The sequence below is a fragment of the Limnohabitans sp. Rim28 genome, assembly GCF_000293865.2.
Taxonomy (GTDB): domain Bacteria; phylum Pseudomonadota; class Gammaproteobacteria; order Burkholderiales; family Burkholderiaceae_C; genus Limnohabitans_A.
In genome coordinates, this window is sequence record NZ_ALKN02000008.1 from 32077 (window position 1) to 47454 (window position 15378).

Below are 15378 nucleotides of genomic sequence, written 5' to 3' on the forward strand. Positions count from 1 at the left end.
ATTACTCGACGACCGCGAACAGGTCTTCTTCTTTCATGACCAACAGCTCGTCGCCACCGACCTTGACGGTCTGGCCGCTGTACTTGCCGAACAACACGCGGTCGCCGACTTTGACGCTCAGGGCTTTGGTCTCGCCTTTGTCATTGGTTTTGCCGGGGCCAACGGCCAGGACTTCACCTTGATCGGGCTTTTCTGCAGCCGAATCGGGGATCACGATGCCCGAGGCTGTTTTGGTTTCGCTTTCGATACGTTTGACGATCACGCGATCGCCCAATGGACGCAGTTTCATGGAATCTCCTGAATTGAAACAAGGGTTGAAAAACAAAAGCACCTGGATGGGTGCTGCTGAAATCTGAAGGGTGTGTGATTGTTAGCACTCATCCCCATCGAGTGCTAATGATAAGGGCTTTTTGGGTCGTTTCAAGACTTCGGTCGCAAACAAGTTGAGGGTTTTCAGTGGCAACGGGTGGTTTCGGGCTGCTGTTGCTGCAGGCACAGCAGGTAGCCGTCCACCAAATCGGTGCTGATGTCCCCCGCAAAGAGGTGCAGGTTCTGGCGCTCGGTGAACAGGCTGTTGGCGGGCAAATGTTGGCTGTTGTAGAGAATGATGTGGGTGTTTTGCATCCGGGCGTTGTGCAGATGCGCGGGTGAGGTGTGCAACCAAGCCATGCGGGCGTCTACAAACAACACCGCCAGCTCTTGGCCCATGTCCATCAAATCCAGCGGGTGGGTCATGACGGTGACGCAGGACCATGCACTGAGATCGCTGAGGGCCGGCGTCATGTGTGCGCCGTCGTGCAGCACATAAATTTGGGCGACGGGGTGCGCAGGCACCAGGCCACTGGTGCTGACGCCCTGCTTTTGGCAATAGTCGTTCAAGGAGGTGGACAGAATGCGGCGGTGGCCACCGTGGGTGACAAAGGCTTTGAAGACGCCGTTTTGGACCATGCGCTGGACGGTGCCGACCGACAGGCCGAGCACTTTGGCGGCTTGGCTCGTGCTGAAGTAGTTTTGTGTGTTTTGGCTTGTTGTCATGGGCTGGTTCCCTGGGTTGTGGGCTTCGTCCGAATTGGGTTGTTTGGCCTTTTTGAATGGTAGGCCCGCCCGGGTGGGCAAGGTGTGGCCTAGAACCGGTATTCAGGCGGGGGAAAACAGGTAAAGCGTTTGCGCGGAGCCGTTCTGGGTGGGGCGTCGGTTCAAGGCAAAATCACCCCCATGCTGCGTTGGTTTCGTTTTTTCTCTCATTGGCCTCTTTGGGCCCTGCATGCCCTGGGGTGGGTGGGCGGTTGGCTGGCCTGGATTTTTTCGGGAACCTACCGGCGCCGTTTTTTGGACAACGCCCAGCTGGCGGGTTTGGGCTGGCGAACTGTGCTGGGGGCTGTGGGGCAGGCGGGCCGCATGACAGCCGAGTTGCCGCGTTTGTGGCTGGGGCGCACGCCACGTTTGCTGTGGGCCGATGAGCGCGCTGCAGCTGAGGCCTATGCACACGGGCAGGGGGTGCTGTTTTTGACGCCGCACATGGGCTGTTTTGAAATCACGGCGCAGGCTTTGGCACTCCGATTTGGTGCCCAACACGGCCAATTGACGGTGTTGTACCGCCCCGCGCGCTATGCGGCCTTGAATGAGGTCATGGCTTTGGCCCGCAATCGGCCGGGTTTGCAGGCCGTGCCCACCACCTTGGCAGGCGTGCGGCAGATGATCAAGGCTTTGCGGGCTGGCGAAGCGGTGGGTTTGTTGCCTGACCAAGTGCCGCCTGAGGGCATGGGGCAATGGGCCCCTTTTTTTGGAAAACCGGCCTACACCATGACCTTGGCCGCCCGGTTGGCTTTGCAAACCGGTGCCCGGGTGGTCCTGATTTGGGGCGAGCGTTTGTCTTGGGGGCGAGGTTATCGTTTGCACACCCGCACCCTGGGCCACGGTTTGTCGTCTGATTTGGACACGGCGGTGGTGCAGATCAACCAAGCCATGGAGGCCATGGTGTTGGCCTGCCCGCAACAGTATTTGTGGGGCTATGCCCGTTACAAGGCCCCGCGCCAGGATTCATGATGCGTTGGGTTCCACTTCTCATGCGCTTTTTGGCGCTTTGGCCTTTGCCGCTTTTGCGGGCTTTGGGTTGGTTGTTGGGGCACCTGTTGTTTGCCTTGGCCCATTCAAGGCGGCACATTGTTCAGGTCAATCTGGGCTTGTGTTTTCCACATCTGAGCGCAGCGCAGCGTGGACACAGGGCCAGGCGTCATTTTGTGGTGCTGATGCAGTCCTTGCTGGACCGTTCGTGGCTTTGGCATGGCGCTGTGGATGTGTTGCGCAGGCGTTTGTCGGTCAAGGGCGATGTCAGCCCCTTGCAGGGGCCCGAGCCCGTGGTGATGCTGGCCCCGCATTTTGTGGGCATGGACGCAGGCGGGACCGTATTGACCATGATGCAGGGCGTGTCCATGGCCAGCATTTACACGCGGCAGCGCAACCCGGCTTTGGACGAGTGGGTGCGCCAAGGGCGTAACCGTTCGGGGCGCATCAAGTTGTTTTACAGGCAACAAGGGGTCAAGCAAATCGTCTCGGGTCTGCGAGAGGGTGACAAGCTGTACCTCTTGCCGGATATGGATTTCGGCCGTGAGGACTCCGTTTTTGTGCCTTTTTACGGCGTGCAGTCGGCCACGGTGCCGTCTTTGTCGCGTTTTGCGCGTTTGGGGCGTGCCCGGGTGTTGACGGTGGCCACCCGGTTGACGCCGCAGGGGTATTGCTTGGAAGTGGGGCCTGTGTGGCCAGATTTCCCAACAGCCGATGCGCTGGCAGACACCGCCCAGATGAACCGTGCTTTACAAGCCGTGATTGAGTCCATGCCCGAGCAGTATTACTGGGTGCACAAGCGTTTCAAAACCCGCCCTGAGGGGGAGCCGGGCTTTTATTGAAGGGGCCTGGGGCTCAAGGCGCTTTTAAAAAAGCAGCGATTTCACGGATCACCCGCTGGGGCTGTTCGTGAACCACCCAGTGCGTGGCCTGGGCAATGGGTACGAGTTTCAGATCGGCGATGTGAGCGTCCAAGCCTTCGGTCAAGCAGGGCAGCAGGGCCACATCGTCTTGCGCCCAAAGCACCAGGGTGGGCACCTCGATGCGCAGCGCTTCAGGCGGGATTTGCACAGCGCTGGCGCCCGGGTCTGTGGCGCTTGCGGGTCGCAGGGGCGATGCGCGGTAGTAATTCAGGCCGCCTTGCAGGCCGTGCTGCCAGACGCTGCGGTAGCGCGCTTTGACTGCGGGCGTCAGCCAGTGTGCGGTCGTGTTGTTGGGGGCGTCGGTGTCAGTGCCCCAGGCCGAAGGATGCCGGGTGAGTGATTGGAGCGAGGCGTCGTGTCCGGTCAAAAAACCAAACAGGCGTTCAAAGTCATGCGCGGCCAATTGGGCCGCCGCATCGGACTGGACCAAAAAGTTCATGTAGGCGCTGGCCGTGATTTGCGCGGGGTCGTTTTGCAAGGCTTGCAAAAAGGGGCCGGGGTGAGGCGAGTTGATGATGACCAGTTTTTGAAGGACCGACGGGTGCTGGTTGGCGAGGCTCCAGGCGACGGCACCGCCCCAATCGTGCGCAACCAGGGCAGCCAGTGGCGCACGGCCATCCGGCGTTTGGCATTCGGTGTCGATCAGTGCCACGATGTCTTGCACCAAGTGTTTGGCGCGGTAGGCTTTCACGTCCTCTGGGGCGCTGGAGCGTTCGTAGCCGCGCAGGTTGGGCGCCACGCAGCGGTAACCGCCGTTTTCTGGTTTTGAAAAAAACTGCAGCAAGGGGTCCCAAACCCAGGCGCCTTCTGGAAAGCCGTGCAAAAACAGCAGCACGGGGCGGCCTGGCTCACCGCAGGCCCGGCAACTCAGAGTGATCCCGTGGGGCAGGGTTTGTTGCCAAGTCTGGATGTCAGGGTGAGCAGTTGAAACTGGGGACACGGCGGATCACTCCATTGAGGCGGGGACCATGGCGCTCAGCAGCGTGGGCTCACTCGTCCAGGGCTTCGGGTTCTGGCTCGGGTGGCTCGGCCGTTGGGGGCGCAGCCACTGCACCGTTGGCCGGGTGGGTCCAGTCCCACAGCAGTTGCGCCACGTCGTCCACGCCTTGTTTTTTCAGGGCCGAAAAGAGTTTGACTTCACCGCCACCGGCTTGCAGTCGCGCAATCGACAAGGCCTTGGCTTGTTCGGCCCGGGTGAGTTTGTCGGCTTTGGTCAAGATGATCAGGAATTTCAGGCCCTCTTCGACGCGGGGGCGGATCACCTCCAGCAGGATGTCGTCGAGCTCTGTCAGGCCGTGGCGCGGGTCACACATCATGACGATGCCGGTCAAGTTTTCGCGGCTGACCAAATAGTTGGCCATGACTTGCTGCCAGCGCAGTTTGTCCATTTTGGCCACAGCGGCATAGCCGTAGCCGGGCAAATCGGCCAGAACGGCGTCGGTGATGCCTTGTTTGCCCAAAGCGAACAGGTTGATGTGCTGGGTTCGGCCGGGCTTTTTGGAGGCAAAGGCCAGTTGCTTTTTTTGCGTCAGCGTGTTGATGCAGGTGGATTTGCCGGCATTGGAGCGGCCTACAAAGGCGATTTCTGGTGTGTCCATCGCGGGCAGATGGTGCAGTTGCGCGGCGGTGGTCAAAAAGCGGGCGGTGTGCATCCAGCCCATGGGCGTGACAGCTGCGGGGTTATTCCGAATCTCAGAAGTCACGGCCGCAGTGGCTTTGGGGACTTTTGTAGGACTTGCTGGAACGCGAACATGGGGGCGGGAGCTCATAAATCAGGGATACCTTGGGTCGTCAGGAAACTGACGCAGACCTCATTGTAGAATCCTTGGGTTTTGCGCCAACTCTTGGACCACGCCATGAAGTCGATTTTCTCTCTCTTTGTCACCGCCCTGTCGGCCGCCTTGGTGGCCGGTTCTGCCCTGGCCGCTGGCCCTGCTGCCAAGGCTGCCAAGCCCGACTTGGCCAAAGGCGAAGCCATTTTCAGCCAAGCCTGTGTGGCTTGTCACGCTGCAGATGGCAATTCCAGCACACCGTCCAACCCCAAGTTGGCCCAACAGCACCCCGAATATTTGCTCAAGCAATTGCAAGAGTACAAATCGGGCAAGCGCGCCAACGCCGTGATGAGCGGCATGGTCGCAGCGCTCAGCGATGACGACATGCGCAACATCGCTTTTTGGCTGGCCTCCAAGCAAGCCAAGCCCGGTTTTGCCAACGCCAAAGACACCGTGGCTTGGGGTGAGCGCATTTACCGCGGCGGCATTCCAGACCGTCAGATCGCTGCCTGCGTGAGCTGCCATTCGCCCAACGGTGCGGGCATGCCTGCACAGTACCCTCGCTTGGCGGGTCAGCACGCCGAGTACACCGCCACTCAGCTCACCCAGTTCCGTGAAGGTGTTCGCAAGAACAACCTGCAAATGACCCAAGTGGCGGCCAAGATGAACGACCGTGAAATCAAGGCCGTCTCGGATTACATCGCGGGTCTTCGCTGAACTTGGGTCCGCCGAGTGTCCTGCGTGCAGCGGTTTTGCCCTGTACGCACCTGGGGGTTTTGTACCGTTGGCACCGAGTCTGCGGCACAATTAAGCATCGGCTGATATGACACGCACAAAGGCTGGGTTTCCGGCCTTTGTTGTTTCTGAATTTCACCTTTTGCCCCCGAGGGCGCGTCGCTTTTTTTAAACACCCCATGACGACTGTTGCTTCCAGCCCAGATTCCGAGCGCGGCTCCCCTCGAAGGCAGGCCGTGATCGAACTGCTGTCGTCCATGCGGTTCGCGATTTCGCTGCTGACGGTCATTTGCATTGCTTCGGTGATCGGCACCGTGCTCAAGCAAAACGAGCCCACCAACAACTACATCAACCAATTTGGGCCGTTTTGGGCCGAATTGTTTGCCACCCTCAAGCTCAATTCGGTCTACAGCGCCTGGTGGTTTTTACTGATTCTGGCTTTCTTGGTCATCAGCACCAGTTTGTGCATTGCCCGCAATGCCCCCAAGATCTTGGTGGACCTCAAAAACTACAAAGAAAACATCCGCGAGCAAAGCCTCAAGGCCTTCCACCACAAGGCCGACGGCCATCTGGATGAAGCGCCTGAGGTCGCCGCCAAACGCTTGGGGGCTTTGCTGGCCACAGGCGGCTGGAAGGTCAAGCTGCAAGAGCGCGATACCCCAGCGGGCAAGGGCTGGATGTTGGCGGCCAAGGCGGGGGCTGCCAACAAGATCGGTTACATCGCTGCACACTCGGCCATCGTGTTGGTGTGTGTGGGCGGTTTGCTGGACGGCGACCTGGCGGTGCGCGCCCAGATGTGGTTTGGCGGCAAGGCAATTTACAACGGCGGTGGCTTGATTGCCGATGTGCCTGAACAGCACCGCTTGTCTGAGCGCAATTTGGCTTTCAGGGGCAATTTGTTGGTGGCCGAAGACACCGCGTCGGGCACGGCGATCTTGTACCAATCCAACGGCATCTTGCTGCAAGAGTTGCCCTTTGTGATCGAGCTGAAAAAGTTCATCGTCGAGTACTACTCGACCGGCATGCCCAAGCTGTTTGCCAGCGACATCATCATCCATGACAAGGCCACGGGCGAAAAACGCGAGGCCCGTGTCGAGGTGAACCATCCGGCCAGCTTCAAGGGCATCAACATTTACCAGTCCAGCTTTGACGATGGTGGCTCGCAGGTCACTTTGCAAGCGGTGCCCATGGCAGCAGCCACCAAGGCGTTTGAGGTGGAAGGCACCATCGGCGGCAGCACGGATTTGACCAATGGCAATGAGAAACTGAGCTTGGAGTTCACCGGGCTGCGGGTGATCAACGTCGAAAACATGTCGGGCGGTGAGGGCGCTCAAGGCACGGCGGTGGATGTGCGCAAGGTCGATTTGCGCAGCGCCATCGATGAGCGTTTGGGGGCGGGCAATAAAACCACCCAGACCAAAGAGTTGCGCAATGTGGGCCCCAGCGTGAGTTACAAATTGCGCGATGGTGCTGGCCAAGCCCGCGAATACAACAACTACATGTTGCCCGTGGACACGGGCGACGGTGTGCCCGTGTTCTTGTTGGGCATGCGTGAGACGCCCAGCGAGCCTTTCCGTTACCTGCGTCCACCTGCCGATGAAAACAGCGAGTTGACCGGCTTCATCCGTTTGCGCGCCGCACTTGAAACGACCGAGCTGCGCAACCGCGCGGTGCAGCGTTACGCGCGCAAGGCCGTTGACCCGCAGCGTCCGGAGTTGACTCAGCAACTGGCCGATTCGGCAGCCCGTTCTTTGGGCCTGTTTGCGGGTTTGGAGCAGGTACAGGGCAAGCAGGTTTCGGGCTTGCAGGCTTTGGCTGACTTTTTGGAGTCGAATGTGCCTGAGGCCGAACGTGCCCGCGCAGGAGAAATGTTTGTCCGCATTTTGAACGGCGCCTTGTACGAGCTGGACGCCGTGGCGCGTGAGCAAGCAGGTGCCAAACCGATGCCGCCAGAGCTAGTTCAAGGATTCATGACGCAGGCCGTATTGGCCTTGTCCGATGCGCCCTTTTACGCCGCGCCGATGACGTTTTTACTGAAAGACTTCAAGCAGGTCCAAGCCAGCGTGTTCCAAGTGGCCAGGGCGCCTGGCCAGTCCATCGTGTACCTGGGCTGTGCCCTTTTGATCCTCGGTATTTTTGCAATGCTGTATGTTCGAGACCGTCGCCTGTGGGTCTGGCTGTCGCCGCAAGGTGGCGGTGCCCAAGCGAACATGGCTTTGTCGTCCAACCGCAAGACCATGGACGTGGACCGTGAATTTGACCAATTGACCGCCCGATTGTTGGGCCGCTCCGAGAAAACACCATGACCACAGTCACTTTGAATCCAGGCTACTTTTCCAGCCGTTCGGCGCTGGACTGGGGCTTTGCTGTGCTGGCCTTGTTGGGCACCGTATTCGCCTTCAGCCGTTATCAGCAGGCCATGGACGTGTACGAGCAAGCCATCCTGATTGGCAGCTTGCCTGCAGTGATTTGGTTGGCCTGGTTTTGGCGACCCTTGCGCACCTTGATGCTGGTGGTGACGGGTTTGTCCTTGCTGGCGATCTACCTTTACCAAGGCGACCTGGCACGGGCAGAGCAGGTGTTTTGGCTCAAGTACTTTTTGTCCAGCCAGTCGGCCATCCTGTGGATGAGCATGCTGTTCTTCATCAGCACCGTCTTTTATTGGGCGGGCATTTTTATCCGGAGTCAGGCCGACGCGATGGAGTCTTTGGGTTCGCGCATGGCTTGGGTGGCGGTGGGCTTGGCCCTGATCGGCACCTTGGTGCGTTGGTACGAAAGCCACCAGTTGGGCCCCGATATTGGGCACATCCCGGTGAGCAACTTGTACGAAGTCTTCGTCATGTTTTGCTGGATGACGGCGGCTTTTTACCTGTACTACGAAGCGCAATACAAGACCCGTGCTCTGGGCGCATTCGTCATGTTGGTGGTGAGTGCGGCCGTGGGCTTTTTGCTGTGGTACACGCTGGTGCGTGAGGCGCATGAGATTCAACCTTTGGTGCCCGCCCTCAAGAGCTGGTGGATGAAGGTGCACGTTCCGGCCAACTTCATTGGTTACGGCACCTTTGCCTTGGCGGCCATGGTGGCCTTTGCCTACCTGATCAAGCAACAAGCGACCGAAACCCGTTGGTACAAACTGGCGCCTTTGTGGCTGCTGGGCATTGTGCTGTGCTTTGAGCCGGTGGTGTTCCGCCAGTCTGCCAACGACCAGACCAGCAGCTATTGGATGGTTTACTTCGGGATCTCCGCCTTCATTGTGGCGGGCATTTTGCTGGGCCGCCGACGCATTGCCGAGCGGCTGCCTTCCTATGAAATCCTCGACGATGTGATGTACAAGTCCATCGCCGTGGGCTTTGCCTTCTTCACCATCGCCACCGTGCTGGGCGCTTTGTGGGCGGCAGAAGCCTGGGGTGGTTACTGGAGCTGGGACCCGAAAGAGACCTGGGCCCTGATCGTCTGGTTGAACTACGCCGCTTGGCTGCACATGCGCCTGATGAAGGGCTTGCGTGGCACCGTGGCCGCTTGGTGGGCTTTGGTGGGCTTGGGCATCACCACCTTTGCCTTCTTGGGTGTGAACATGTTCTTGAGCGGCCTGCACAGTTACGGCACGCTCTGATTCGGGGCCGCTGCCGGTACCACGGGGCAGGTTTTTTCCACGCATGACCATCACGGGCAAGCCTTGACTGTGGCGCAGGACCAATCATCTTTGAAATGACCGGTTCTTTGCAGCTGGCGGCCGAAAAGTTCACAATCACAGCGTGACTTAAAGGTTAAACCATGATCTTCTTATCTTCCCGCTCCGGTTTTCAGCACCCTGTGAGCAGTGAAATCACGCCAGAAGCGGTGTATTTGCAACGAAGGGCACTGATTCGTCAGGCGGCCATGGGCTCGGCAGGCTTGGCTTTGGCCGCTTGGGGTGTGCGCGATGCGCGCGCCCAGATGGCCAGGCCGGGACAGTTGCCACCTTTGGCCTCTGTGCCGACCAAGCTCCCAGGCGGCGTGGTCATGGACAAGCTCACACCTTACAAAGATGCCACCACCTACAACAACTTCTATGAGTTTGGCACCGACAAAGCCGATCCGGCCAAGCGGGCGCACACGCTCAAAACCGACCCTTGGAGCGTAGAGATCGAGGGGCTGGTCAAGAAGCCGGGTCGCGTGGATCTGGAAGACATGATGAAGTGGGGCGCCATGGAAGAGCGCATCTACCGCCTGCGTTGTGTCGAAGGATGGTCCATGGTGATCCCTTGGGTGGGGTATTCCTTGGCCGATTTGATTCGCCGCGTGGAGCCTTTGCCAGGTGCCAAGTACGTGGAATTCGTGACTTTGGCCGACCCGAAAACCATGCCTGGAGTGCGGGGTGGTGTGGTGGATTGGCCTTATTTGGAGGGGCTGCGCATGGACGAAGCCATGCACCCATTGACCTTGTTGGCCTTTGGCATGTATGGCGAAGTCATGCCCAAGCAAAACGGTGCACCGCTGCGTTTGGTGGTGCCCTGGAAGTACGGCTTCAAGAGTGGCAAGAGTTTGGTCAAGATCCGCTTCACCGACAAACAACCGGTGATTTCGTGGGAAAAATCGGCGCCGCAAGAGTATGGTTTTTACTCCAATGTGAACCCTCTGGTGGACCATCCGCGCTGGAGTCAGGCGACCGAGAGGCGCATCGGCGAAGACGGTCTGTTGGCCAAAAAACGCAAGACTTTGATGTTCAATGGGTATGAGACCCAAGTGGGCCAGTTGTACGCCGGCATGGATTTGAAAAAGTTCTTCTGATGTGGTCGGCAGCGTTTCTTTTGAGGTCATGAGAGCCGCGCTGCGTCATTTTGCTGCTGGGTGGGTGTTGTTGCTGATCGGTTTGATGCCCTTGGCGTGGTTGGTGTGGCAGACGCTGTACGACCAATTGGGCGCCAACCCGGCCGAAGCCTTGATCCGGGCCACGGGTGACTGGACACTGCGAGGCCTGTGTGTCGTTCTGGCCGTGACCCCCTTGCGTACCTGGCTGGGTTGGCCCGAGTTGGTCAGGTTTCGGCGCCTGTTGGGCCTGCTGGTTTTTTTCTACGCCAGCTTGCACATGCTGAGTTATGCCTGGTTTGACATGGGGTTTGATCTGGCGGACATGCTGCAAGACATCGTCAAGCGCCCATTTATTTGGTTGGGTTTCAGTGGCTTTGTGATTTTGTTGGCATTGGCCGCCACTTCTTTCAACCGCGCCATGCGCTGGCTGGGCGGTAAGCGCTGGCAAATGTTGCACCGAGGCGTTTACCTGGTTGCCGTTCTGGCCGTGTTGCACTTTTGGTGGATGCGTGCGGGCAAACAGGACTTTGACGAGGTGCTGGTGTATGCCGCCATCTTGGGGGTTTTGCTGGGTTGGCGGCTTTACAGGGTGTTGATGAAGCCAAGGCCGCCAACAAGAGGTGTTTAAACCAACTGCTCCAGCGCAAAGGTGTCAAACGCCGATTCGCGCTGGCGGATCAGGTGAGCGCGTGTGCCATCGACCAGGATCTCGGCCGCACGACCCCGGGTGTTGTAGTTGCTGGCCATGCTCATGCAGTAAGCGCCAGCGGAGAGCACCGCCAGCGTGTCGCCGGTCTGCACCACCAGTTGTCGGTCGCGGCCGATCCAGTCACCGCTTTCGCACACAGGGCCGACCACGTCGTACAGCACACTGTCGCCAGCATCTGCCCCCCATCGCGGTGTGACCGGCACGATTTGGTGAAAGGCTTGGTACATGGCAGGACGGGGCAGGTCGTTCATGGCAGCATCGACGATGCAAAAGTTCTTTTGCTCGCCTGGCTTGAGGTACATGACCTCGGTCAAGCACACGCCAGCATTGCCCACCAAAGAGCGACCGGGCTCGATCATGAGCTGGCGCTGGCCGTAGCCACGCGCATCGAGTTTGGCCAAGAGCTGCGCCCACAGCGCGTCGGCTTCAGGGGGGGTGTCGCCGTTGTAGTTGATGCCCAAGCCACCCCCAAAATCGATGTGGTGGATCGGAATGCCAGCGGCTTCGATCTCCGCGACCAAGTCGAGCACGCGGTCCATGGCGTCCAGGTAGGGCGTGGTGTCGGTGATTTGCGAGCCAATGTGGCAGTCAATGCCCACCACGTGCAGCCCCGGCAAGCTGGCGGCATGGCGGTAGGCGCGCAATGTGTCTTCGTGCGCGATGCCAAATTTGTTGCCTTTGAGGCCTGTCGAGATGTAAGGGTGCGTTTTGGGATCCACATTGGGGTTGACGCGCAGGCTGACCGGTGCTTTTTTGCCAGCACTGACGGCCACTTGGCTGAGCACATCCAGCTCGGCTTCGCTTTCGACGTTGAAGCAGCCAATGCCGATTTGCAGCGCTTGTTTCATTTCGGCGCGGGTTTTGCCAACGCCAGAAAAGATCACTTTGGCCGGATCGCCACCTGCTGCCAAGACGCGGGCCAACTCACCGCCCGAAACGATGTCAAAGCCGCAGCCTGCATCGGCAAAAACTTGCAACACCGCCAGGCTGGAGTTGGCCTTCATGGCATAGCAAATTTGTGCTTGGCGTCCGGCAAAGCCGCGCTGGTAAGCACCCAGGGCCGACAACATGGCGGCTTTGGAGTACACAAACAAGGGGGTGCCGTACTCACGGGCCAAATCTGACAAGCGCACGCCTTCCACCATCAGTTCATCGTTTTGGTAGGCGATGTGCGGTTGTCCGGGCAAGGTTTTGAGGGCGGCAGGGGCGTTCATCGTGTGGCGGCATCAGAGGCCGAAGGTGAGGTCAAAAAGTGGGTGTCGGGTGCCACCGAAGGAGGCGGACGTAGCGTTGGCATCAGGGTGGATGAGTCAGGTGCCCGGCGCTGAGTTTGTCCCGTCGATGGGTCATGCCAGGGGTTCAGTGACTGGGGCAAAGTAGCCCTGTTCACAGAAGCGGGTGAATCCGGTGCGCGCAAAGGACCCTTTTGGCCACAGCCGCTCAATACGGCCGCACTGCCAACAAGGACAAGCGTGGTGACTAAAATCTTCTGTACCTTCAACATGCAGCGATTGTAATGACCGACCTCGAATTTTTGGACCAAGCTGAACGCCTGTTGGCGGGGATAGAAAACAGCTGCGACACGCTGAACGACGATGCCGATGTGGACATTGACAACCAGCGCGTGGGGGGCATGGTGACGCTGACCTTTGCCAACCGCAGTCAGATCATCGTCAATTTGCAAAAACCTTTGCATGAGGTGTGGCTGGCTGCACGTTGCGGTGGTTTTCACTACAAGTTCGACGGCACGGTTTGGCAAGACACCAAGGGCCAGGGCGAGTTTTGGCACAGCTTGTCGCGTTATGCCTCAGAGCAGTCTGGCAAGCCCTTGGTTTTCAAGCCCTGACGCGCCTGGCACCTCGGCTGCCATCATTGGCGGAACAGATCCAGAATGCGCCTTTTTTCATCGACAGGCGGCATGCTGCCGGGCTTGGATCCCCCACCCACAGGCTCCATGCCCAAGGCGCTGACGCCCGCATCCCCGGTGAACTCGGCGTAAGCCCAGTCCCCGCCAGATTGCACCACACCTTCTGGCACACGCAGTGTGGTCGATGGCTGGGTTTGTAAAGCGGTCTCCATGAATTTGATCCAGACCGGCAGACTCAGTCCACCGCCAGTTTCACGGTCACCCAATTTGCGGGGTGTGTCGTAACCGATCCAGACCACGGCCGCCATATTGGGGTGGTAACCCGCAAACCAGGCATCCATGGCATCGTTGGTGGTGCCTGTTTTGCCGTAAACATCTTGCCTTTTCAAGAGAGATTGCGCGCGAGCCGCAGTGCCTGAGCGCGTGACTTCTTGCAGCAAGCTGCTCATGACAAAAGCGTTGCGTTCGGGAATGGCACGGGGGACATCCTCGGTGGGTGCTTTGGGGGGGCTTTCCACCAAAACACGATTTTTGTAATCGGTGATGCGTGTGATCAGGTGGGGGCGCACCAAGTAGCCGCCATTGGCAAATACGGAATAGCCCGTGGCCATTTGCATGACCGTGACAGAGCCTGCACCCAGCGCCATGGTGAGGTAGGGTGGGTGCTTGTCTTCGTCAAAACCAAAACGCGTGACCCATTCTTGGGCGGCGCGAGGCCCTACGGCTTGCAAGATGCGGATGGACACCATGTTTTTGGATTTGGCCAAGCCGGTGCGCATGCTCATGGGACCGTCAAATTTGCCGTCGTAATTTTTGGGTTCCCAGGGTTGGCCGCCGGTCACGCCACCGTCAAAAAACAGCGGCGAGTCGTTGATTTGTGTGGCAGGACGAAGACCGGCTTCGAGAGAGGCGGAGTAAATAAACGGCTTGAAGCTTGAGCCGGGTTGGCGCCAAGCTTGGGTGACGTGGTTGAACTTGTTTTTGGCAAAGTCGAACCCGCCCACCAAGGCCCTGATGGCGCCAGTCTGAGGCGTCATGGCGACCAAGCCGCCTTCGACTTCAGGCAACTGCGTGATTTCCCAGTTGCCGTTGGCTGCTTGGACGATGCGAATCACGGCGCCTTTGCGGATTTGCTTGGACGATGGGGCTTTGTCCGACAGCCCGGATTGGGCGGGCACCAGTCCGGCGCCTGTGATGGTGATTTGTTCGCTGTTTTGGCGAACCACCACCACTTTGGTGGGCGAAGCCTGCAGCACCACGGCCGACATGACGTCACCATTGTCCGGATGGTCTTCCAGGGCGTCGTCAATGGCGTCTTCAGCCAGTTTGGGATCGTTGGGCAGTTGGATGAACTTCTCTGGACCCCGGTAAACCTGCCGGCGTTCAAAGTCCATCAGGCCCTGCCGCAGCGCGCGGTAGGCGGCCATTTGCTCGGCCGATTGCAAGGTGGTGTAGACGTTGATGCCGCGTGTGTAGGTCTCTTCGCCGTACTGCGAATAGACCATTTGCCGCACGGTTTCGGCCACAAATTCAGCGTGCAAATTTTTCCTGTCGGCAGCTGAGCGAAGGCGCAAAGGCTCGGCTTTGGCCACCGCAGCTTGTTTGGCGGTGATGTAGCCGTTTTCTTCCATGCGCTCAATGATGTACAGCTGACGCGAACGAGCGCGTTTGGGATTCACGATCGGGTTGAAGGCCGAGGGCGCTTTGGGCAAGCCCGCCAACATGGCGGCTTCTGCGATGGTGATGTCCTTCAGCGCTTTGCCAAAGTAAGCTTCTGAAGCCGAGGCAAAGCCATAAGCCCTGTTGCCCAAGAAGATCTGGTTCATGTAGATCTCCAGAATCTGATCTTTGGTCAGCAAATGCTCCAGCTTGTAGGTCAGCAAAATTTCATAAATTTTGCGGGTGTAGGTTTTCTCAGACGAGAGGTAAACATTGCGCGCCACCTGCATGGTGATGGTGGAGGCGCCTTGGCTTTTGAGTCGGCCCATGTTGGCGATACCTGCCCGCAAAATGCCCAAATAGTCCACGCCGCCATGTTGGTAAAAGCGGTTGTCTTCGATCGACAAAACCGCGTCTTTCATGACTTTGGGAATGTCTTTGATGGGGGTGAGGTTGCGGCGCTCTTCGCCAAACTCGCCCATCAACTGGCCATCGGCCGTGAAGACCCGAAGCGGCAGTTTGGGTTTGTACTCGGCCAGGTCCGAGATATCGGGCAAGTTGGGGTAGGCCATGACCATGGCCACACCGACCACCATCAACAGACTGGCCAGTCCTGCGGCCAGCAGTCCGGCGGCCCATAAACCCATCTTGAAAATCAACGCAACCCAGCCTGAAGATGTGTTGGCGCCTGTGGGCGGGTTGGAGGGCGTTGCGGGCTTGTCTTTGGAGGGCATAGGTGGTTGGCTGGGGCAGACTGCAAAGTACAGGCTGCTTCACATTATAAAAAAACAGAGGCCTGGCTTGGGGGCAATCTTCTGCTTAATGAGCTATTTGGTAATAAAAAAATAAGAACAAAAC

General features: G+C 58.7%; 15 protein-coding genes. 8 read left to right on the forward strand and 7 right to left on the reverse strand.

Annotated elements, in window-relative coordinates; translation table 11 throughout:
* Position 1: 1 nt before the first annotated feature.
* Together groES and B472_RS10330 are read right to left on the reverse strand one after the other, a co-directional pair.
* Positions 2-289: a co-chaperone GroES gene (groES, locus tag B472_RS10325; protein WP_019426307.1), complete on the reverse strand. Its 288-nt coding sequence runs from the start codon at positions 287-289 to the stop codon at positions 2-4.
* A 164-nt stretch (positions 290-453) separates the two neighbouring features.
* Complete coding sequence (locus tag B472_RS10330) at positions 454-1035, reverse strand: helix-turn-helix domain-containing protein (protein ID WP_133176085.1); 582 nt, start codon at positions 1033-1035, stop codon at positions 454-456.
* A gap of 180 nt (positions 1036-1215) precedes the next feature.
* Here B472_RS10330 and B472_RS10335 point away from each other — a divergent pair, with 180 nt between their 5' ends.
* Both B472_RS10335 and B472_RS10340 read left to right on the forward strand, forming a co-directional pair.
* A complete protein-coding gene (locus B472_RS10335) occupies positions 1216-2046 on the forward strand; it encodes a lysophospholipid acyltransferase family protein (protein ID WP_026039423.1) in 831 nt (276 codons plus the stop codon).
* Positions 2046-2906, forward strand: a complete 861-nt coding sequence (locus tag B472_RS10340; RefSeq protein WP_238147430.1) for a lipid A biosynthesis acyltransferase — start codon at positions 2046-2048, stop codon at positions 2904-2906. The genes B472_RS10335 and B472_RS10340 overlap by 1 nt, the downstream gene beginning before the upstream one ends.
* Positions 2907-2919: 13 nt before the next feature.
* Here the strand turns inward: B472_RS10340 and B472_RS10345 are convergent, their stop codons facing one another.
* Positions 2920-3927 carry an alpha/beta fold hydrolase gene (locus B472_RS10345; protein ID WP_238147431.1) on the reverse strand — a complete coding sequence of 336 codons (1008 nt, stop codon included), beginning with the start codon at positions 3925-3927 and terminating at the stop codon, positions 2920-2922.
* Positions 3928-3976: 49 nt separating this feature from the next.
* Positions 3977-4756, reverse strand: a complete 780-nt coding sequence (gene yihA, locus B472_RS10350; RefSeq protein ID WP_026039425.1) for a ribosome biogenesis GTP-binding protein YihA/YsxC — start codon at positions 4754-4756, stop codon at positions 3977-3979.
* 87 nt (positions 4757-4843) lie between these two features.
* Between yihA and B472_RS10355 the strand changes: the two genes are divergently transcribed.
* The 5 genes from B472_RS10355 to B472_RS10375 all read left to right on the forward strand — a co-directional run bounded on the left by B472_RS10355 (position 4844) and on the right by B472_RS10375 (position 10913).
* Entirely contained in the window at positions 4844-5476 is a 633-nt protein-coding gene (locus B472_RS10355; protein WP_019426313.1) for a cytochrome c, read from the forward strand.
* Positions 5477-5673: 197 nt separating this feature from the next.
* The gene (locus B472_RS10360) at positions 5674-7800 is read left to right on the forward strand and encodes a cytochrome c biogenesis protein ResB (RefSeq protein ID WP_019426314.1); all 2127 of its coding nucleotides are present in this window, start codon (positions 5674-5676) and stop codon (positions 7798-7800) included.
* A complete protein-coding gene (gene ccsB / locus B472_RS10365) occupies positions 7797-9107 on the forward strand; it encodes a c-type cytochrome biogenesis protein CcsB (RefSeq protein ID WP_019426315.1) in 1311 nt (436 codons plus the stop codon). The genes B472_RS10360 and ccsB overlap by 4 nt, the downstream gene beginning before the upstream one ends.
* 161 nt (positions 9108-9268) lie before the next feature.
* Entirely contained in the window at positions 9269-10264 is a 996-nt protein-coding gene (gene msrP / locus B472_RS10370; RefSeq protein WP_019426316.1) for a protein-methionine-sulfoxide reductase catalytic subunit MsrP, read from the forward strand.
* A gap of 28 nt (positions 10265-10292) precedes the next feature.
* Positions 10293-10913: a sulfite oxidase heme-binding subunit YedZ gene (locus B472_RS10375; protein ID WP_040505865.1), complete on the forward strand. Its 621-nt coding sequence runs from the start codon at positions 10293-10295 to the stop codon at positions 10911-10913.
* Here B472_RS10375 and lysA read toward each other — a convergent pair.
* A complete protein-coding gene (lysA, locus tag B472_RS10380; RefSeq protein WP_019426318.1) occupies positions 10910-12208 on the reverse strand; it encodes a diaminopimelate decarboxylase in 1299 nt (432 codons plus the stop codon). The two genes, B472_RS10375 and lysA, sit on opposite strands and share 4 nt — an antisense overlap.
* Positions 12205-12498, reverse strand: coding sequence for a lipoprotein (locus tag B472_RS10385; protein ID WP_081504937.1), 294 nt, complete (start codon positions 12496-12498; stop codon positions 12205-12207). The genes lysA and B472_RS10385 overlap by 4 nt, the downstream gene beginning before the upstream one ends.
* A gap of 12 nt (positions 12499-12510) precedes the next feature.
* Between B472_RS10385 and cyaY the strand changes: the two genes are divergently transcribed.
* Complete coding sequence (gene cyaY / locus B472_RS10390; protein WP_019426319.1) at positions 12511-12840, forward strand: iron donor protein CyaY; 330 nt, start codon at positions 12511-12513, stop codon at positions 12838-12840.
* A gap of 23 nt (positions 12841-12863) precedes the next feature.
* On the opposite strand, the gene B472_RS10395 is transcribed toward cyaY, so the two are convergent.
* Positions 12864-15254, reverse strand: coding sequence for a penicillin-binding protein 1A (locus B472_RS10395; RefSeq protein ID WP_019426320.1), 2391 nt, complete (start codon positions 15252-15254; stop codon positions 12864-12866).
* Positions 15255-15378: the final 124 nt, after the last annotated feature.

What these genes read in the sequence shown, in the direction of transcription:
- lysA (WP_019426318.1), bottom strand. Translation starts at nt 12,208, where the DNA reads ATGAACGCCCCTGCCGCCCTCAAAACCTTGCCCGGACAACCGCACATC.
- B472_RS10360 (WP_019426314.1), top strand. Translation starts at nt 5,674, where the DNA reads ATGACGACTGTTGCTTCCAGCCCAGATTCCGAGCGCGGCTCCCCTCGA.
- ccsB (WP_019426315.1), top strand. Translation starts at nt 7,797, where the DNA reads ATGACCACAGTCACTTTGAATCCAGGCTACTTTTCCAGCCGTTCGGCG.
- B472_RS10375 (WP_040505865.1), top strand. Translation starts at nt 10,293, where the DNA reads ATGAGAGCCGCGCTGCGTCATTTTGCTGCTGGGTGGGTGTTGTTGCTG.
- cyaY (WP_019426319.1), top strand. Translation starts at nt 12,511, where the DNA reads ATGACCGACCTCGAATTTTTGGACCAAGCTGAACGCCTGTTGGCGGGG.
- B472_RS10385 (WP_081504937.1), bottom strand. Translation starts at nt 12,498, where the DNA reads ATGTTGAAGGTACAGAAGATTTTAGTCACCACGCTTGTCCTTGTTGGC.
- B472_RS10340 (WP_238147430.1), top strand. Translation starts at nt 2,046, where the DNA reads ATGCGTTGGGTTCCACTTCTCATGCGCTTTTTGGCGCTTTGGCCTTTG.
- msrP (WP_019426316.1), top strand. Translation starts at nt 9,269, where the DNA reads ATGATCTTCTTATCTTCCCGCTCCGGTTTTCAGCACCCTGTGAGCAGT.
- groES (WP_019426307.1), bottom strand. Translation starts at nt 289, where the DNA reads ATGAAACTGCGTCCATTGGGCGATCGCGTGATCGTCAAACGTATCGAA.
- yihA (WP_026039425.1), bottom strand. Translation starts at nt 4,756, where the DNA reads ATGAGCTCCCGCCCCCATGTTCGCGTTCCAGCAAGTCCTACAAAAGTC.
- B472_RS10330 (WP_133176085.1), bottom strand. Translation starts at nt 1,035, where the DNA reads ATGACAACAAGCCAAAACACACAAAACTACTTCAGCACGAGCCAAGCC.
- B472_RS10395 (WP_019426320.1), bottom strand. Translation starts at nt 15,254, where the DNA reads ATGCCCTCCAAAGACAAGCCCGCAACGCCCTCCAACCCGCCCACAGGC.
- B472_RS10355 (WP_019426313.1), top strand. Translation starts at nt 4,844, where the DNA reads ATGAAGTCGATTTTCTCTCTCTTTGTCACCGCCCTGTCGGCCGCCTTG.
- B472_RS10335 (WP_026039423.1), top strand. Translation starts at nt 1,216, where the DNA reads ATGCTGCGTTGGTTTCGTTTTTTCTCTCATTGGCCTCTTTGGGCCCTG.